The organism is Paenibacillus sp. FSL H7-0737, assembly GCF_000758545.1.
In the GTDB taxonomy this organism is placed as follows: Bacteria; Bacillota; Bacilli; order Paenibacillales; family Paenibacillaceae; genus Paenibacillus_AQ.
The window spans coordinates 3440948-3460830 of sequence record NZ_CP009279.1 but is presented as its reverse complement, the minus strand read 5'-3'; the positions used below and the strand labels follow the sequence as shown (position 1 = coordinate 3460830).

The following is a 19883-nucleotide window of genomic DNA, read 5'->3' as shown; positions in this document are numbered from 1 at the left end:
CCTTGAGTTGTTATCATTACTATCTGTATAAATGCTTCATTAAATCACGGTTTTTCTGTATGAACAGGTCATTGTGCGAAGACACCATCCCGGTCGAATTTGCCTCTGGCGTGATGTATTGTTTGGCCTGGTTTACTGCATTGGCAGAATCCTGGAACGCTCCCGCTATCAGGTGCAGCTTACCTTCATGATGCAGAACATCACCTGCCGCATAAATACCCGGCACGGATGTCCCGCTCATTGCTGATCCTGAAATCCGATGTTCCCACAGATCAATTTTAATTTCACTGTTCACCAGTAGTTCCTTGTCGCGTTCATAGCCGTGATTAATGATGACCTCATCAACGGACAGCTCAAATGCTTCTCCGTTGTCATTGCTTTTTAGCAGTACTGTCCCTATTCTTTCGTGATCCGGTGTGGCAATCAATTTTTCGATTGAAGTATTTAACAAGCACACTACGTCATTGTTCGCCAAGCGTGAAATATCGGCTTCATGCCCCTTTAAGTTCTCTTTCCGGTACGTTAAATACACCTTCTTGGCAATCGGGGCCAGTTCGTTCGCCCAGTCAACAGCAGAATGTCCGCCACCCGATATTAGAATAGTCTTCTCTTTGAAGCGGGCAAGTGACTTCACCGTATAATGCAAATTTGTGATTTCAAATCTTTCGACACCCTCGATTTCAAGCTTGATCGGCTTCAGAATGCCTCCTCCAATGGCCAATATTACAGTTCTAGTGAAATGCTTCCGGTTTGCGGCCGTGTGCAATATAAAGTAACCTGCTTCATCTTTCGAGATGGATGTGACCTTTTCATTAAAAGCAACATCCGGCTGGAACGTCATCCCTTGCGCAACCATTTGTTCAATAAGCTGCGAGCCAAGAATAGGTTGTAAGCCTCCCACATCCCATATCATCTTTTCCGGATAGACATGCACCTTGCCGCCAAGTACAGGCTGAAATTCAATGATTTTGGTCTTCATTTCGCGGAGTCCACTATAAAATGCAGCAAATAATCCGGCCGGACCGCCGCCAATAATTGTAACATCAAACATTTCCTCTTCATGCATCATTCAATCGCCTCAACTCTCTTTTTTTTATATCCCTAGATGCTCACGAAAAGTGCACCCCGTATATTCACTTCGAAACAAGCCTCTCTCAACCAGCTTCGGTACCAGCTTCTCAAAAAACAGTTCCATAGATTGTTCTGAACCGCCCGGCAAGGCGATGAAGCCATCCATAGCCCCCGCTTCAAACCGCTCAATAATATCGTTCAGTACATCCTCGACTGTCCCGACAGATACCCAATGAGCAGATCCGACAACCTCCGGCCTGTCCAGGATCTCTTTCACTGTAGGCTGGTTTTTGATAATATACCGCCGCAATAGTTCGGCATGTGTCCGACTGCGGACGGCCTGATTTGGATCGGGTAACATATCGGCAGTTACGCGCCTATCTATGGAATAACCGGTTAAATCAAGACCTAACACCGATTTAAGCGAAGCATGTCTGCGCTCAAGACTTAAATTCGCATGTGCGGTCTTATGTAATTCAAGCGCTTCTTCACGCGTATCAGCCAGAAAAAAATATAAGCCCGGCAAAACTCTGATGGCATCCGGATCACGTCCCTGCTCTGCCGCTCTTTTTCTCAGATCATTTCTTAGCTCCACTCCTGATTCGATATCCGGCATTGCTGCAAAAATAGCATCTGCAATGGAAGAAGCGAAATTCCGTCCAATATCCGAAGCGCCGGCTTGAAATAGCGGAGGCGTTCCTGACCTGTGAGCAGGCAAAGTAAGCGGTCCTTTTACACTGAAAAATTCACCGGAATGATTTATAGCAGTTACTTTATCCTTATCCGAGAACATACCCGACTGACGGTCGATAACAATCGCTTCATTCGGAAAACTCTCCCACAGCTTGCATACAACATCCGTGAACTCTTTTGCCTTGGCATATCTCTCTTCCGGTGAAGGCATAGGTGAATCGCTGAAATTATCGGCGCCTTCAATAGATGTGACAATATTCCAGCCAGCACGTCCATTGCTCAGCCAGTGTAAAGACTGAAGCTGTCTTGCTACAACATAAGGCGGATTAAAAGTGGTAGAAATCGTCGTCACTAGTCCGATCCGTTCGGTTTCACGGGCTATCGCTGCAAAAAACAATGCAGGGTCCGGGCTGCCGAAATTAGAGGAATCCCCTAACATCTGCGGGCTAACATACAGATAATCAGCCCTGAATAGAAAATCGAGCTTAGAATTCTCCGCCATTTTTGCCAAATCAATATAATATTCGATAGACCCCATCTTTTCGACTCCGCTATCCGGGTGCCGCCAGCCGTCTCCTTTCATCCAGGTTGCATTTAAGGACAACCCAATACATAATTGTCTGTTTCCTGTCATATCTACCAGCCTTTCATTTATAAATCAATTTACTGATAATGATTCTCAGTTACAAGGGTGAGTTTATCAAAAATTTAAATGAATTCAAATGTACAAATCTCAAATTCTACATGCATCATTATTTAATCTAAATAAAAAAAATCTGCACTTCTGGTTTATCACCAGTAGCTACAGACTTAATTCAAGTATAAGAAACTCGATATGTATATTATCTAATTATCTATAGGCAGATGGAGAAACACCGAATTTCTTTTTAAATAATCGGCTGAAATACAGCGGATTGTCATAACCGACACGGTCCGCAATCTCGTGGATAGGAAAATTGCCTGCTTTGAGTAAGTCACAAGCTCGTTCCATACGATAATTAACGACATAGTCGATTGGGCGCAGCCCCGTGTATTTGTGAAAGAAGTAAGAGAAGCGGTTCGTACTCATTGCATGCCGTTCCGCTAACTCACCGAGTGTAAGTGAATTCATATAATGGAGTTTAATGTATGCGAGGGCTTCGTCTACCATCCTTTGATTCGGTGAACTGTCGTTCTCTCTGTAACTGCAAGCAATCAGAACCTGATGCATTAGGCTTAAGAACAGCTCTTTGATACGCAGCTTTCCAATCTCTCCGGATGGATGAGTATTCTGATGAAGCATGATTAGTAATTCAATAATTTTTAGATTGGCTCCTGGCTCCAGCTTGAAATGAGAGTCAAATTCGGTAGTACAATTCATTTCTTCTGGCATATCCAATTTATAAAAAAGGGAGTAATACTCAAGCTCTGATTGTCCTATAACCTGCGAATCCATTTGCATACCTGGAGCCGCATGAAAAACTGACCCTGGCCGTAATTCATATACGGTTCCATTCACACGTATTCTGGCTCCCCCGCGAATGATAAACAGAAATCCATGCTTAACGGTGGTAAATTCACTTAATAAACTTTTGGGCTGGATAACTAATCTGCTTCTATCTTCTATATCATAGACACCTTTAGTAAATGCCTTTGCTAATTTGTCCAAATTTATCAATGTTCTGCACCTGCTTCCTAGCACCATGCTTCTTTTAAAATCAGATCCAATTCTGATATTTATTTAAAATAGTATAGACAATAGTGTGCAAAATTGCTAGAAGTGTAGTAGATATTCTACTGTACATTGCACCCAAGAAGATGCTCAGGAGATTTTGGTTGAAAATATGCCGTCTTCATTACAATCAATTTGAAGAAGTTCATCCTGTAAAATCCAAACATCAGTGTTTTCAACAAAGAAATGAAATCCACCAATGGATTGAACCCATGCTGGATCGATCGGTGTAGCACTTGCATTTATTCCAACATTGAAAGCATCTGAGCCTCCACCGGCATATTTTGCATAAATTCTTACATATTGACCCTCTTCCAAATCCCATTCATTCTTAAATGAATCCAATGCTTTTTCGGAAACTGCAAATGATATCATTCCTCTTCTCTCCTTTCTGCTGTTTAATCACATTTTTTTATTTCGCCACGATAATTGGCCATTCTGAAACTGGCTCCGCATCCACATGAAGCTTTTGCATTAGGGTTATTCATAGTGAATCCGCCTACCATTCCACTCTCTTCATAGTCAATTTCAAGCCCGTCAATATATGGAATACTATTCGGGTGAACCAAAATACTAAAATCCTTTTTATTTAATACAATGTCCTCTTCTGCCTGCTGTTCATCTACGACTAGGGTGTAGGATAATCCACTGCATCCCCCTTCATCAACACCCACTCTAAGAAATGGATTTCGGATATTCGCACTTAATAAGATTTCGGTGATTTTTTCTGATGCCTTATCACTGACCTCGATGATCATTGTGAACTCCTCCTTCGGTTATTTGTTTTTCAAACCTAAAGATTGGATACCCGTTCCTATCTTGGTATATGTATCGTCTGATGTTGAGGCAGCGATCAGCCCAACGATAAACAAAAGAAGTGCGATAGTGTACGGTACTGCAGATCCTCTTCTATCTATGATTCGACCGACGACCAGAGTCCCGATAATCTACACAAGCAGATACGTACTTAATACATGCTAAGGCTGTTCAAATCTACAACACTTGAAGAGGCAATGGTGGTTACACAGACCTTCGAATCCAATGGCCATCACTGACATAATAATACCTATGGATAGTACAAAATAACGTGGGCTGAAAATGCTTTGATGATTAGACGCATGAAATGTGACCTCCAAGAAAATTGGTATGTATACATCGTATCCGGATACTTAGTAAACATTTTTGTTTATAATGTCTAAGCTACAGTTCAGCTTTGACTTTGTCAACATTTTTGTTTAAAATGTAGTCTGTGATGTAGATTTAGTTGCTTCAAAAGGAGGTGCACCTTGAGCCGAATTCATACCAAAAAAGATGTCTCAACCAAGACCCGAAGAGCGATCATTGATCTGTTAAAGCAGCAAGGGGGAATGGATGTTATGGCACTCTCCTCCCAGTTTTCGCTATCTGGAATGGCTATTCGTCAACATTTGAATGCGCTGAAAGAAGAAGGGTTGGTAACTAACAAAGAAGAGTCCCGTCCCATGGGTCGACCCACCAAGCTATGGATCTTAACACCCGCGGCCGATCGGTTTTTTCCAAGCGGATATTCGGATTTATCCGTCAGTTTGATCAATTCTATGAAAGAAGCTTTCGGAAATGAGGGGCTGGACAAGCTGCTGGCTGTTCGAAATAAGAATATGCAAGAACAATATCTTCAGCATCTTGGTGATACAACAGACGTTAGAGAGAAACTGGAGAAGCTGGCCGAGATTCGAACAAATGAAGGTTATATGGCCGAGGTTAAGGAGCAGGAAGATGGCAGTCTTTTATTCATTGAGAAACATTGCCCGATCTGTGAAGCTGCTGCTGTGTGTACCGGGTTATGTAAGAATGAGTTGCATCTATTTAAAACTGTTCTAGGAAATAATGTTCATATTGAACGAGGGGAGTACATTTTAGCGGGAGGAAGAAACTGTGTATATACGGTTAGGCAAAATAAGCTGCCATTTTAACGACTTTTAAAGGGACTATGTTCTTGTCCCTCGATCTTAAAACTGGCGGTGCGACGGATGAAAGAACCAGCCGCCTATGAGATTTATGGGAAGTAGCTAATTTTTTCAGATTATCGAATACACTAGTCCATTCCCAATACCTTGAAAATCTACAAGCTCACAGCCTATCTCCCCCTATACACATAGTTAGTAATGCCACCATCGCACGATTACATACAAAGGTAACTTCTCACGCTTCTTAAAAAGTAAAAAGAAGATGCCTAATTCAGCTACATAAATAGAATTGTTTAAGGAACTCACACCTATTCCCGTTGGAAAAGGAGAACCGCCGGCGGGAATAATGGTAGTCACCACAGTGTTTGTTAATCCGTCAATGACAGTAACAGTATTATCATTAAAGTTGGCAACATAGATAGCATTTGTAGAGGTATTGACCGCGACTGCACCTGCTCCATCCCCGGCAGGAACGGTGGCCAGCACAGTATTGGTCGCTCCGTCGATAACGGATACGTTGTCGCTGTTCAAATTAGCAACATAAATACGATTGGTTAACGGGTTTATGGCTACCCCGGAGGATTCACGCCTACAGGGATGACTACTATCACCGCACCTGTTACTCCGTTGATCACAGAAACATCATTGCTATTGAAATTGGAAACATAAATGCGTTTAACGGAGCCTGTGTGTCTATACAGAAAATGAAATTCTAGTTTTTAAAAATTGTTATTTCGATGAATCTTGGTATTCAGTATCTCTTGACGAAAGTACGCTAACATAATCGGATCCGATAGTAAATTATCAGCCTATGTGAATGCACTCACTAAAGTGGGATTTGTCATTGAGCAAATGATTGAGCAATCTGATGATAACTTATGTAGTCGCGGGACGATAAAAGCGATTTTTCAAAAAAAACAAAAATACTTCCTGTAACTTCTGAAATTAAAGCAAGAAAACTCTAGCATCCGATACCTATTGAAACAACACCTTACAACGTAATAATTATTAAATAAGCCGATCCAGAAAAGGATCGGCTTATTTAATAGCTTTTAAGGTCAATCTTGTCTGTTCTCAACAGATTTCATGCGGTTTTGATCGTCAGGCACTCGGTCATTACTGAATTCCTGGCCTGCTTCTACTTCACCATGACCGGAAGCACTTCGGGCAAAATTTGTGAACTGCCTTTTCTGCTCATCTAGCTTGTGTTTACTCTTAAGAAGCTCCTGCGGATCCTGATTTGTCATAATGCTATCCTCCCAAAATGGAATCATGCAGTTTATTCGCACTACAGAAGTTTTCCATAATAGAGCGGTGCTTATGCAAGAATTTCAATAACTTTATTCAAAACAAGGTATTCTAAAACAACGATCCCAACGCAAAGAATAATAAAAAACTGAAGTCTTGCCGTATTCATTCTATCCTTCCAATACTCTCCTCGGAATAATGAAACGATGTTAGGTGTAAAAGTATGTCTGATCGTTTCGTTATAATCATCATTATCCACAAAGAACACGCGAAACAATACTTTATATACTGGAATATTTAAGAACAGTAGAAAAATAATCATCACAAGATCTAGACTCAATTTACTCGCCTCCCAAGATTCACTTATCCTAATTTTACCACATAAATAACTCTAGACATTGGAGGTCGATGACAATTTTATAATTGCTCCATTCAATAAAAAGACCACCATTCGATACTCTAATTGGTAATATCATTGTATCCACCGAGAGAAAAGTTTCTTTTATAGAAACTTTCTCTCTTTATTTGAGCTTATTCAAGTTCTCTCTTAATATTGACCTACATAAAGGAGGTGAAAGTATGAATTCAAAAATCCTAATAGCACTAATGTCACTTGCACTAAGTGCTTTTGCCATTGGAACAACAGAATTTGTTATTGTTGGTATTCTGCAAGAGGTAGCTTCAGATCTTGGCATATCGGTTACGCAAGCTGGGACTCTGGTGTCTGGGTATGCAATTGCCCTTGCTATTGGAACCCCGATCATCGTTGTTATTACAGGTGAATTTCCTAAAAAAGGATATCTACTGTTCCTCATGATCGTATTCACTGCAGGGAACGCTCTGGCAGCATTAGCTTCTACCTATTCCATTTTGCTCTTAGCAAGGATAATTACAGCTGTTGCACATGGTGTGTTTTTCGCTGTTGCAGCTACAGTGGCCGCAGATATGGTCCCTACTAACAAAAAAGGCACCGCCATCTCCATCATGTTCACCGGGTTAACCGTCGCTACCATTCTAGGTGTTCCCCTTGGGACATATATCGGTCAGGAATTTGGATGGCGGATGTCATTTGCGGTGGTTGCTGTATTAGGACTAATAGCTTTGTTTGTCACTATTATTGCCGTGGAAAAAATTCCGCGTTCAATTCACTCACCGAGCCTTAGAGATGTTGGTAGTCTGATTGCCAACCCACGTATCATCGCTGCACTGCTAATGACAGTACTGGGTTTCGGCGGAACCTTCGCCTTATTTACGTATATCTCTCCTATCCTTAAAGAGATTAGCGGATACTCAGCCTCGTCTATTTCATGGCTGCTGTTGGTTTACGGAGTTGCTGTGGCATTTGGGAATATTATTGGAGGGAAATTAGCAAATGGACATCCTGTAAAGTCGCTCCGATTTGTATTCCTGTTTCAGGGCATTGCTCTGCTGTTGCAAATATGGCTGCTACCCAACAAGACGTTCACCATTTTATCCCTTATATTAATGGGCTTCTTCGCTTTTATGATGTCTTCCGGCGTACAGGCTTACATTCTAATGCTTGCAGAAAAGCTGGTACCTTCTGCTAAGGATGTCGCCTCTGCATTAAACATCTCTGCATTTAATATTGGGATAGCTGCTGGTTCTACACTAGGTGGGCTTGCAGTAGACCATTTGTATATTATGGATACGGCCTGGATCGGTTCAATTATGGCTGGATTGGCTTTTTTACTCGCAGCTATAAACTACAAAATGGATAAGAAACAGAATCTTTATGTTGAGGAGAGAGGATAAATGGATTTAAAAGCATTAGACCTATTAGAGAAGGAATTGGAATTCACAAGTTTTAGCCATCAAGATGCACTCGCTATTGGCAACCGAATTGTGCAGTGTGCCCAAGATAACAAAGTAGCGGTAGCCGTGCATATTGAACGTAACCGAGTTCCCGTGTTTACGCATCTAATGGATGGTACTTCGGAAGAAAACTACGAATGGTTATTTCGCAAAAAACGGATCGTTGATCATTATAACCGAAGTTCTGCCTACATTGAGCAACGCTTTATCCAAAGTGGTGCTTCTCACACAGAACACTCCCTGCTTTCCACGTCAGAGTATCAAGCAGTGGGTGGTTCTATTCCCATCCGTGTCAAAGGTGTTGGCGTTGTCGGGTCCGTAACAGTCGGGGGTTTGACCGGCGAGTTAGATCATGCTTATGCAGTTGAGGGCATTCACCTGTTTTTAAAAGGCGAATAAGTGTCATAGTTATGGTCATGACCATAACTACTTTAATATAAATGAGAGGGTTAGGCGTAAAGCTCAACCCCTCTCATTTTCATTCATAATAGTTCATCAAGAGCCATTTTCGATGTAATCTTTGTGTTTCCCAAATAACCCCTTTGTAGAACAGACTAATTCATTGAAATGCGTTGAGGTTCTCTGGCGAAAGAACTAACCAGTATAATGTTACTTTATATAAGCTAAAATGGAATTAAATGTTTTTATTTGTATGCCAATAATTCAATTATAGTTTTGAGGTGAATCAATGGATCAATATGAGGTTGCAACCCTAAAAAAAGGTCTACTCATTCTAGACGCTCTGCAGCAAGGTGAACCCATGAGATTGACTGAGATTATGCACCGGTTTAACCTTAATAAGTCAACAACTTTTCGTCTGCTTTATACGCTGGAATTGACAGGTTTTATTCAAAAAGAAGGTCACACGTACAAAGCTTCTGAATTAAAGGGGCACCATTCATCATCTGCTAACACTCGACTTAATTGGTTAGTTGTTCCATCCCTGCATCAATTAGCGAATGAACTTGGCGAAACCGCATATATTGGGATTTTAGATGGTATGAAAGTCATGACAGTACAAGTGGTGGAGAGCAATCATGCCATCCGTAGCCATACACACGTAGGTGATTCTGCTTATGCCCATCTCAGTGCCTTTGGAAAAGTAATCCTGGCGCATCTAAGTGATGAACAACTAAAAGAAATGCTTACACATCTTACCCAGTACAAAGCAACAAAGCAAACTTTTGACGACAACCATTTATTAAAAGAGCATCTTAATGTAATCCGTCAACAAGGATACGCCATTGATGATGAAGAAACAGAAGTGGGTTTACGCTGCGTTGCTGCACCTATATTTTATAATAGTAAAGTGATCGCTGCATTGGCTATATCCGGCCCTGCTGCACGATTGAACCGAAAGAGAGACCGTGCGGTAAGTAAAATATTGAAGGAATGCAGTGCACAGATTTCCAGTCAACTTTGACACGCTCAACTATTCAAATTTCAATAATTCACACCAATAACACCATCTGACGCGAAAAAAAGGAGTATCCCAAACTGGGACACCCCTCTTTAAGCTTAGCTTAACGTTTCACTCTTCGAGCAAAATCAACGAACTGAAATTTATCCAGTCGATGCCTGGACTCGGTATATTGGAAAAGCACCGTGTTCTCCAAATAAACATAGTTTCGTACTACTACAATATGCGTGTAACTCTTCAAATCAAGCAGTCTATGATCCTCCTCAGTAGAAGGCTCAACGGATATCAGCTTCTTCGCATAACTAATTTTAAGACCCAACTCCTGCTCCAGATAATCATAGAGTGAGCCTTCCGCGATTTCCTCGCTTAGGAATGGAACAATATCCGCCCGGAAATAATCCTTATCCAAAATGATCCGATCGCCTTCAATCTCTCTGGCACGAATAACTTTCCAAACCAGGGTTTCAGGCGGAATCTGTAGGTGTCTGGCGAGCGCGGAGCCTGCCGGCTCACTTATCGTCCGCTCTACCAGTGTCCGCGAGGCAGTACCCAATGTATCGGCCATCTCTTTAAATGAAATCAGACCGGTAACGGGGAAATCCATTCTCGTCATATCAAGCACAAAGGAGCCTCTGCCCTTAATTTTGTGAATGTATCCTTCACGGAACAGCAGGTTCAGCGCTTTGCGAACGGTCTCTCGTGAAGTGCTGTAAGCTTCAGCAAGTTCACTTTCAGAGGGCAGTTTGGTTCCCGGCAGCAGTTGTCCAGAAAGAATTTGGTTGCTGTACTCATTATAAATTTGCAAATATTTATTTTCTCTCAATTTTGATCACCGCCCTTTATTGTATCACGTCATGCCTATGGAAGCATCGATTCAATTGGAGGGAAATTTATAGCGTGGACATATGAATTCTTATATTTACAGAAAAACAGCCCCCAGGGGCTGTCTTTCTGTAATATAAAGTCTTTGCCAATATAGCCTGTATCAACCCTTGAGATGAATAGTCAAGATGCTAGATTGTCTAGCTGCAGCTGGTCCAGTCTTCTCCTCAATCTTCTCCACCATATCCTGACCTGCAGGAATGATGATAGGAGTAATCAAAGGGTAACCTGCTGCGCGGATAGCTTCCATATCAAATTCTAGCAGAAGCTCGCCTGCCTGCACCTTGTCGCCAATATTCTTATGGGTGGTAAAACCACTGCCTTTAAGCGACACCGTATTAATCCCAACGTGGATGAGTACTTGTACACCACTGGCATGCTCCAATATAAGCGCATGTTTGCTCTTGATCACATGAGCTACTGTAGCATCAAAGGGTGCATATACTTTACCCTCAGAAGGTTCGATTGCAATGCCTTCGCCCATCTGCTTCTCTGCAAAGGCAGGATCAGGCACCTGTTCTAGAGATACTGCAGTTCCACTGAGCGGAGAGATAAGCTCCAGAATATTCACGGAGTCCTGTGACTCTTGAAATGTAGGGCGGCTGTTCAAATTGTCTGTCTCGCTCACAGTACTAGTAGCATTTGTAGCTGAGTTCTTTTCGGAACGCCCAACCACAGAACGGCCGTAGAGTACAGTGGCGACAAATGGCACAATGAGAACAATAAGCATACCAATGAAGAACACGCCCCACTGGTTCGGGAATATCGAAAGGAAGCCGGGAATCCCGCCTACGCCAATGGAAGAAGCGCGAACCTGATTAACGGTAAGAAGCATACCGGCAATCCCTGAGCCGATCATCCCGAAGATGAAAGGATAACGATAGCGGATATTCACTCCGAAGATCGCCGGCTCCGTCACACCGAGGAATGCAGAGACGGAAGATGTAGCCGCCAAGCCTTTTGCCTTCTGTTCTCTGACTACGAACATCATTGCCAGTGCCGCGGCACCTTGTGCAATATTGGATAACGCTAACATCGGCCAGAGGAAAGTGCCGCCCTCGCTGCCGATGAGCTGCACATCAACCGCCAAGAAGGTATGATGCATACCGGTGATGACCAGAAGCGCATAGAATCCGCCGTAAATCAAGCCACCAAGAAGCGCAAAATGATCAAATACAAAGATCAGGCCGGAGGTGATGGCATTGGCAATGCCAAACGTAACCGGACCGATAATGGTGAAGGCCAGAAAACCGGTAATCAGTAGAGTCACTGGCGCAACAACCAGCAGTTTAATGGAATCATGCACCCGGCGGTTGAGGAACTTCTCCAGCCTCGCTAGAATGTAGGCCGAAACCAGCACTGGCAATACTTGTCCCTGATAACCGATCTTCTCCAAATGCCAGCCGAACAAATTCCAGGTTGGAACAGTACCCTCAGTGGAAGCACTTGCATAGTTATAGGCACTTAATAGATCTGGGTGCACGAGAATGAGACCCAAAACGATCCCGAGCAGAGGACTGCCGCCGAAACGTGTAACAGCTGCCCAACCGATAAGTGCTGGTAAAAAGGTAAAAGCTGTGCTGGCAATCGTATTAATAATCGCAGCAATGTCTTTCCATGCGGGATAGACATCCACCAGCGACTGATTATCAAAGAAGATACCAGGCCCGGTCAAAATATTATTGATCCCAAGCAGCAAACCTGCGGTTACGATAGCCGGAAGAATAGGAATAAATATATCAGCCAGCGTCTTGATCGCACGCTGCAGCGGATTATGTTTTCGGGCAGCAGCGGATTTCACTTCATCTTTGGAAGAACGAGAACCGCCAGTGATCTGAATCATTTCATCGTATACTTTATCTACAGTTCCCGGTCCGATAACGATCTGAAACTGCCCCTGGCTAGAAAATTGTCCCTTTACTAGTTCGTTGCGGTCCAAGGCTTCCGAATCCACCTTGCTCTCATCATACAGCGAGAATCTCAGCCGGGTTACACAATGTGTCGCAACCTCTATATTCTCCTTGCCCCCAACTGCCCGTACAATATCCTCAACATTTTTGCGGTCTATAGCCATATTTTCACTCCTTACATAATTGATTTGTGCTCCTTCTCAAGTACACCTCGTTAGCGGATTAACCACATGTAGGAAGCATAAGGACTAAGCTGAAGCTCTTGTGTTAATTCAGGTGTTTCTGTTGTATTTCCAATCAGAAGCTCGTCTTTACCACTTGATGATAACTCTGCCCAGTGACTATCTTCAAAGCGGAAGGTAATCTCTTTACTGCTGAAGTTCGAGACCACTACAAGCGCCTCTCCATCACCTGTTCTGGCGTAAGCGAACACTTCAGGATGACCATCATCGAGTCTCTTGAATACACCTTCAATGAATATCCCATACTCCTTGCGTAGTGCAATCAGCTTGCGGTAATGATGGAAGATGGAATCGGGATTGGCTAGCTCCTTCTGCACATTGATGTCCGAATACCGCTCATCAACTTTCAGCCATGGAGTACCTGTGGTGAATCCGGCATTTCGGCTGTCATCCCACTGCATCGGCGTACGGGAATTGTCCCGTGAACGTTCCTGAAGAATACTCAGGGCAGTCTCAGGGCTTTTCCCTTGTTCACACAAAATACGGTACATATTCAGTGACTCAATGTCACGGAACTCATCGATGCTCTTCCATACCGGATTTGGCATCCCGATTTCTTCCCCCTGATACACATAAGGTGTTCCCTGAAGGCCATGCAGAGTTGTTGCAAGCAGCTTGGCACTCTCTATACGGTAGACCTTATCATCAGTGAATCTGGAGAGGGCACGCGGTTGATCGTGATTGTTAAAAAATAATGCGTTCCAGCCCCGACCTTTCTGCATTCCGGTCTGCCACTCTGTGAACAAGCCTTTCATCGCCTCAAAATCATAGGGCATTAGCTCCCACTTCTGTCCATTCGGATAATCAACTTTTAAATGATGAAAATTGAAAGTCATAGAAAATTCTCGCTCTTTAGGACTCGAGTATCGGATGCAATGCTCCAATGTAGTTGAGGACATCTCTCCGACCGTCACCATCTCATACGGACCAAATACCTCTTCGTACATCGCTTTGATGTATTCATGAACCCGTGGACCGTCAGTATAGAACTTGCGTCCATCCCCCGGTGGAACACTCCCGTCATCGTTAGGGAAGCGTTGATCCTTGGAGATTAAATTAATTACATCCATGCGGAAGCCGTCGACACCCTTTTTAGCCCAGAATAGCATCATATCATTCACTGCTCTACGTACCTTCTCGTTCTCCCAATTCAGATCGGCCTGGGTTTTATCGAAGAGAGTAAGAAAATATTGTCCCGAAGCTTCATCAAACTGCCAGGCAGGACCTCCGAACTTCGACTGCCAATTGTTGGGTAAGCCACCGTCCGGAGCCGGGTCCTTCCAGATGTAGTAATCACGATAGGAATTGTTCCTGCTTGAAATGGACTGTTTGAACCACTCATGTTCTGTTGAAGTATGGTTAACCACGATATCGATCATTAGCTTCATTTCACGTCTGTGCAGTTCCTGTACTAACTCTTCGAAATCCTCCATCGTACCAAAATCCGGGTTGATATTTTCATAATCCGCAACATCGTAACCGTTATCATGTTGTGGCGAGACATAGACCGGCTGTAACCAGACAATATCAATTCCAAGCTGCTGCAAATAATCTAATTTTTCAATAAGTCCTTTAATATCTCCTGTTCCGTTGCCTGTAGTGTCCTTAAAGCTCTTCGGGTACACCTGATACACCGTGGACCGGCGCCACCACTCCGAATACTGGGACTGACTCAAGTTGAACACCTCCAAAAGAATTACTTTATGTCAAATATTAAACCTGTATATACAAGTTCAAACACTTCACACAGTTTAAACCTGTATATACAGGTTGTCAATACTTTTGCTATCTGACTCGGAAAAAGAATAAACACTGGCGGTTCTTCTTTAATTAACCCATTTGATAATCAATTATTCTTATTACTATTTCCTATCTTAATAATTGTTCTATAATCACAACAAAAAAAGCCGCTAAGTAAGCGGCTTTTTATATACAAAGATGTCTTGTGCAGAATTCATAACGATGACGAAAATCCGCTAAGTTTAACTAAAAAATGATACCGATGATCAGAGCGGATAAAACGCTTACAAGTGTGGCGCCAAATAACAGTTTCAATCCAAATCGAGCCACAATATTCCCTTGTTTTTCATTTAAGCCTTTCACTGCACCCACAATGGTACCAATGGACCCAAAGTTAGCAAATGAGATTAGAAAAACCGAGACAATGGCTGTAGTACGCCCACTTAAACCATCTTGGATCTTAACAAAGTCAAGCATAGCAACGAATTCATTCGCAACAAGCTTTGTCGCCATGATACTGCCTGCATCAACAGCTTCATGCCATGGGACACCGATAAGAAAGGCAATGGGTGCAAAGACATACCCTAAAATTCCTTGAAACGAGATACCGAATACTCCGCTGAAGACCCCGTTAATTAATGCAATGATCCCAACGAAACCAACCAACATTACACCAACTACTATGGCTACTTTAAAGCCATCCATAATATATTCGCCTAGCATTTCAAAAAACGTTTGTTTTTCTTCTACCTGAACTTCAACAATATCTTCTTCAGGTGTAACTTCATACGGATTAATGATGGATGAAATGATGAATCCACCAAATAGGTTTAATATCAATGCAGCTACAACATACCGAGGTTCTAGCATCGTCATATATGAACCAACAATTGACATGGATACCGTCGACATTGCAGACGCACATAATGTATATAAGCGATGTTTTGGTAATAATCCAAGCTGGTTTTTCACCGAAATAAACACTTCATTTTGTCCTACAATTGCGGCTGCAACTGCATTATAAGACTCCAATTTGCCCATGCCATTAATTTTACTTAGTACCAAACCAATATACTTGATAATGAACGGGAGAATTTTGTAATGCTGCAATATCCCAATTAATGCCGACATAAAAACTATTGGCATCAAAACATAAAGGAAAAATGTATGGGCCCCTTCATTTGCAATCCCACCAAAAACAAAGTCAGTCCCTTCATTGGCGTATCCAAGTAATTTTGCAAAACTATCGGCAAACCCTTTAATTAAGAATTCACCTATACTTGTTTTTAGTATAATTAATCCCAAACCGATCTGAATAGCAATCATTACAATGATTGGTCGATATTTAATCTTTTTCTTATTGTTACTTCCTAGCCATGCCAGTAATAGAACAATAACCAAACCAGCAATAGAAATTAGATAATGCATTTTTAGCCCTCCAAATTATCGGTTAATTTTCTTGGAATCCTCATATCGAAATGCATCTTTCCACATTAACCCTTGTTCCAAAATAATCGCCAACAGACTTCCGCATATTAATCCATTATTTAAAATGGCTATCACGATCGGAGATAAATGGGCCGTAGCTGATGAAGGGATAAACATTAATCCCACACCCACTAAAAGGGAAATTCCACTAACGATAAATGTTCGTTCTTCATGAATGACCTTCTTCAATTCCTTTAGCGCTAGTCCGACCATCTTCACAAAAATGACGAAGGTAACGGAATAGCCTATGGGAGCTGGAATCGCTGATATAACATTCATCATTGGCGGAAATAAGGATATTGAGATCACAAAGCAACATCCAATTAAAAATGATCTGCGCTCCTTCATCCCTGTTTGTTCAACATATCCCGCCGCTCCCGAGATAGGGACAGAACCGACCGCTCCTAAACCGCCACTAATAAGATGCGTAATTCCAGAAGTAAACCCGGCGCGCAAATAACGATGATGATCCACTTGCTTTTGTTTCATAACGGTCTCCATCAAACGGATCGACGCAACTGCATTGGTTATTAATAACAGCGTTAATAAAAATGCAGTAGTGATTGTCCCAGCATCGAATTGAGGTCTGCCAAATGGGAATATTTTCGGAAGCTTAAATAGAGTATCCGCATGAGAAAACACTGGTATATTACCGCAGATAATAAATAATAGGCAGCCTATCAATATACTGAAAATGATTGAAAACTGGCTGAGTACTACAAAGCGACTTTTTCCTAACCAAAAGGTAATGCAAACCACAATCACACTAAGGATGAATACTTTAACATCTAACGTGGTGTGGGCTATGGTAATCCCCATCATCCCTTTCATAAAAGATCCACTTAATTGAAAGATCAATAAAAGTAAATAAATAAAAGTGATGGTGGGAGTAAATAGACGAGCGATTTTATCCATTAGCTTAAATGCTGAAATTAGGATAAATAACACACCGCTAATGATCATTGCCCCACTTAAAGCTTGTAAAGCACCATTGTTAGAAGAATAAAGCCCCCCCACTAAACTTGCGTAAATCGTAAAAATGCTCCACCATAACCCTGCCGGACCTTCATGGATAGGGAATTTATGACCCATCAGGTCTTGTAAAAATCCAGCTATCCCTAAAGTAATCATTGTGCTCTGGATAAGCCCGGAAGTCTCTATGGGTGTTAAGTTATATAAATCTGCGATAGCAATGGGTGCAGCAATTGCACCAGCGATCATAAAAATCATCCACTGCAATCCTGACAGTATTACCTTCATTTCTTTCTCACTCTCTTTTCTAACAACACTGCTCTTATCCATAAATCAGCCATCAATGACTGTGTTAAGGGCTATTTCGACCATTTCATAAAAAGATTGTTCACTTTCTTTATGAGTCAGGTGTTCCTGTCTTAGCAATTGACTGCCGACTGTTAAAATCGATAACGCTTTTACACCATATTTAGCGGCTAAAGTGTATAGGGCTGTACTTTCCATTTCTACTGCTAATACACCAAAATCCATAAACTTGTGAAGTCGATCTAAATTTTCACGATAAAATTCATCAGAATTATAAATGTTACCAACAAAAACATTTGCATTTTTAGCTTGTGCTTGTTGATACGCTTTCATTAACAATGAAAAATCTGCTGTAGGTGCAAAATTACAACCATGAAAGATCTTCTCCGTCATATTACTGTCTGAAGACACCGCTTGGGCTATTATAATATCGCGGATATTAATTTCACTTTGCATCGCACCACATGTACCAATGCGAATCAATTTCTTAACTTCATAATCGACGATCAATTCTGTAGCATAGATACTCATCGATGGATTTCCCATCCCTGTCCCCTGAACCGACACCGGTACACCCTTATATAATCCAGTGTATCCATACATCCCTCTTACTTCGTTATAACAATTAGCCCCCTCTAAAAAGTGTTCTGCTACAAATTTTGCACGTAAAGGATCTCCTGGGAGCAAAACGCGCTCTGCTATTTCTCCCTTATTTGCACCTAAATGCCTACTCATAGTTCTTCCTCCAACTTCTAATAGTAAACTGAGGTTTACCGAAATCGCTTTCCACTTGGCCTCAAGTAAAATCAGTTTCGAAACTAGATTGAGCATAAGGTTTTTTAACATTACAAACTAGACCAAAAACTTACGTAGGTAACGGAAAATAATTGGTCAAATTATAAAAGCAATTCTTTACGGATATTGTCCAAATCTCTTTTAGAAGGGATCGTAGAAATAATAACAACAGGCACGGTCTTTAGTGCAACCGGGATATTACTAATGACAAGATCAATATTATTTTGCTGCATGATCTCGTCGGTTAGCCCTTTCATAATGGAGGTATTAAGGATCAACTGATCCCCTATTTCCTTCTTTATCAAATCTGCTATGTAATGACGAATTGAAAATTCCTCCCCGATCACTAAGAAAGCCCTCTTACTCTTATAACGTAAACTCGAGCGGACAATTAAGGTTAGTTTTGTTAAATGAAAATTATTGAAGAGAACGGAAGGGTAAGTTTTATTCCACGTTTGCATACAGGTTTGCATTTCTTGATAAATCTGCTGGCACTCCTGCTCTACATATGTTGTTAAATGACTTTTCGAAATCATCATCCATTCCGGAATGGCATTTTCGATTAATAACTTGTCAAAGAACCCGTAAATCTCCAAGATAAATCGTTCATGCATATCCAAGTTCGGGTATACCTTTGCCAACAACATTAGAAGCAGATTCCCCATTTGATATTCTTCTTTATTCTTGTGTAATTCGACTTCTTTAATCGGAGTGATCTCTGACCCTTCATAATAATGATATTGGCTGAGACTAACCATGGATTGCATAAAGAATATTTCACTCTTTGGAAATTCGATGGACAGCTTTTCTTCAAGACGCTCTGCTATGGCTCTCACTGGTATATAAAACATTCCCTTTTCCCAGGGGTATGCATTTTCGTCGATGGTTACACAATTTCCTTTCCCAGCTCTTTCTATTACAATTGCCAACAAAAAGGACAATTTCCTTTTGGAATTGATAAAATATACAATGTTATTCTCAATCTCTATATTTGTGATCAACTGATTTATATAAGCAAAATCGATATTCGCAAAGGGCCATCCTGTAAACTCATACGCATCACAATATAAATTCCAATAAAAATATCGAATATTCATTTCATTCCCTTTGATCACAGGTGTAGAGTAACTAATGCGTAACTTATACGCTTTTAGATCATTATTATTTAATTCTACAATTAGCTTCTTCAAAGACGAGGTACTCATAAACATGGCTTCAGAAAGCTCCTCCACAGACATTTGACCAGCATTCGTAAACAATAAATGCATCAGCCGATAAAAAATGGTTTGTCTGAACATAGAAGAAATCACTTCACTTATCGTACTTTGCCCATCACGTAGAAGAACGATTCCCTTACCTCTAGAAACTTCAATGGTTACAGTAGAGGGTAGTTGCTTACTGATTTCCTCCACCATCTTCCGTATTGTCTTATCTGAGATCCCTAAACTTTTTTCTACTTCGGCTAAGGTAAACCATCTTTGTTCTGTATCAAGCAGCGTTAATAGTTGGCTAGCTAAATTAAATCCCTTATCCATTGTTATCCACCCTATTTCAATTTCATTTTAATTTTTATAGTATAAACAAATTCACATCTATAACCATATTATTTTTCAATAAAAAAACTCG

20 protein-coding genes are annotated in these 19883 nt (G+C 41.4%); 4 read left to right on the top strand and 16 right to left on the bottom strand.

Translation table 11 applies throughout. From position 1 onward, the window contains the following. Positions 1-19: 19 nt before the first annotated feature. From H70737_RS14950 to H70737_RS14930, 5 genes are all read right to left on the bottom strand, one after another. Positions 20-1066 carry an NAD(P)/FAD-dependent oxidoreductase gene (locus H70737_RS14950; protein WP_042193944.1) on the bottom strand — a complete coding sequence of 349 codons (1047 nt, stop codon included), beginning with the start codon at positions 1064-1066 and terminating at the stop codon, positions 20-22. A gap of 27 nt (positions 1067-1093) precedes the next feature. Further along, on the bottom strand, positions 1094-2398 hold the full coding sequence (locus H70737_RS14945; protein ID WP_042188415.1) for an NtaA/DmoA family FMN-dependent monooxygenase: 1305 nt from the start codon (positions 2396-2398) through the stop codon (positions 1094-1096). A gap of 216 nt (positions 2399-2614) precedes the next feature. Beyond that, a complete protein-coding gene (locus H70737_RS14940; protein ID WP_042188414.1) occupies positions 2615-3421 on the bottom strand; it encodes a helix-turn-helix domain-containing protein in 807 nt (268 codons plus the stop codon). Positions 3422-3565: 144 nt separating this feature from the next. After that, on the bottom strand, positions 3566-3850 hold the full coding sequence (locus H70737_RS14935; protein ID WP_042188412.1) for a HesB/YadR/YfhF family protein: 285 nt from the start codon (positions 3848-3850) through the stop codon (positions 3566-3568). A gap of 23 nt (positions 3851-3873) precedes the next feature. Next, positions 3874-4233 (bottom strand): HesB/IscA family protein, encoded by a 360-nt coding sequence (locus H70737_RS14930; protein ID WP_427471628.1) that lies wholly within the window; start codon positions 4231-4233, stop codon positions 3874-3876. 528 nt (positions 4234-4761) lie between these two features. Between H70737_RS14930 and H70737_RS14925 the strand changes: the two genes are divergently transcribed. Then, positions 4762-5427 carry a helix-turn-helix transcriptional regulator gene (locus tag H70737_RS14925; RefSeq protein WP_042188411.1) on the top strand — a complete coding sequence of 222 codons (666 nt, stop codon included), beginning with the start codon at positions 4762-4764 and terminating at the stop codon, positions 5425-5427. A 186-nt stretch (positions 5428-5613) separates the two neighbouring features. On the opposite strand, the gene H70737_RS30340 is transcribed toward H70737_RS14925, so the two are convergent. From H70737_RS30340 to H70737_RS14910, 4 genes are all read right to left on the bottom strand, one after another. Beyond that, positions 5614-5952, bottom strand: a complete 339-nt coding sequence (locus H70737_RS30340; RefSeq protein WP_231573271.1) for a YncE family protein — start codon at positions 5950-5952, stop codon at positions 5614-5616. A 38-nt stretch (positions 5953-5990) separates the two neighbouring features. Then, entirely contained in the window at positions 5991-6056 is a 66-nt protein-coding gene (locus H70737_RS31235; protein ID WP_231573487.1) for a hypothetical protein, read from the bottom strand. 423 nt (positions 6057-6479) lie between these two features. Next, complete coding sequence (locus H70737_RS14915) at positions 6480-6668, bottom strand: hypothetical protein (protein WP_042188410.1); 189 nt, start codon at positions 6666-6668, stop codon at positions 6480-6482. Positions 6669-6739: 71 nt separating this feature from the next. Further along, complete coding sequence (locus H70737_RS14910; protein ID WP_052404299.1) at positions 6740-7009, bottom strand: hypothetical protein; 270 nt, start codon at positions 7007-7009, stop codon at positions 6740-6742. 239 nt (positions 7010-7248) lie between these two features. Between H70737_RS14910 and H70737_RS14905 the strand changes: the two genes are divergently transcribed. The 3 genes from H70737_RS14905 (at position 7249) to H70737_RS14895 (ending at position 9925) form a co-directional block, all read left to right on the top strand. Beyond that, complete coding sequence (locus tag H70737_RS14905; RefSeq protein WP_042188409.1) at positions 7249-8442, top strand: MFS transporter; 1194 nt, start codon at positions 7249-7251, stop codon at positions 8440-8442. Continuing rightward, positions 8443-8901, top strand: coding sequence for a heme-binding protein (locus H70737_RS14900; protein ID WP_042188408.1), 459 nt, complete (start codon positions 8443-8445; stop codon positions 8899-8901). Between the two features lie 289 nt (positions 8902-9190). After that, positions 9191-9925, top strand: a complete 735-nt coding sequence (locus H70737_RS14895; RefSeq protein WP_042188407.1) for an IclR family transcriptional regulator — start codon at positions 9191-9193, stop codon at positions 9923-9925. 100 nt (positions 9926-10025) lie between these two features. On the opposite strand, the gene treR is transcribed toward H70737_RS14895, so the two are convergent. The 7 genes from treR to H70737_RS14860 form a co-directional block, all read right to left on the bottom strand. Beyond that, positions 10026-10745: a trehalose operon repressor gene (gene treR, locus H70737_RS14890; protein ID WP_042188406.1), complete on the bottom strand. Its 720-nt coding sequence runs from the start codon at positions 10743-10745 to the stop codon at positions 10026-10028. Positions 10746-10907: 162 nt separating this feature from the next. Then, positions 10908-12878: a PTS system trehalose-specific EIIBC component gene (treP, locus tag H70737_RS14885; protein WP_042188405.1), complete on the bottom strand. Its 1971-nt coding sequence runs from the start codon at positions 12876-12878 to the stop codon at positions 10908-10910. Between the two features lie 50 nt (positions 12879-12928). Then, positions 12929-14632 (bottom strand): alpha,alpha-phosphotrehalase, encoded by a 1704-nt coding sequence (gene treC, locus H70737_RS14880; protein ID WP_042188404.1) that lies wholly within the window; start codon positions 14630-14632, stop codon positions 12929-12931. Positions 14633-14942: 310 nt separating this feature from the next. Further along, a complete protein-coding gene (locus H70737_RS14875; protein WP_042188403.1) occupies positions 14943-16124 on the bottom strand; it encodes a NupC/NupG family nucleoside CNT transporter in 1182 nt (393 codons plus the stop codon). A 15-nt stretch (positions 16125-16139) separates the two neighbouring features. Beyond that, complete coding sequence (locus H70737_RS14870; RefSeq protein ID WP_231573270.1) at positions 16140-17486, bottom strand: purine/pyrimidine permease; 1347 nt, start codon at positions 17484-17486, stop codon at positions 16140-16142. 3 nt (positions 17487-17489) lie between these two features. Continuing rightward, complete coding sequence (gene deoD, locus H70737_RS14865; RefSeq protein WP_042188402.1) at positions 17490-18197, bottom strand: purine-nucleoside phosphorylase; 708 nt, start codon at positions 18195-18197, stop codon at positions 17490-17492. Between the two features lie 161 nt (positions 18198-18358). Beyond that, the gene (locus H70737_RS14860) at positions 18359-19792 is read right to left on the bottom strand and encodes an AcpB/EbpR/MafR family transcriptional regulator (RefSeq protein WP_042188401.1); all 1434 of its coding nucleotides are present in this window, start codon (positions 19790-19792) and stop codon (positions 18359-18361) included. Positions 19793-19883: the final 91 nt, after the last annotated feature.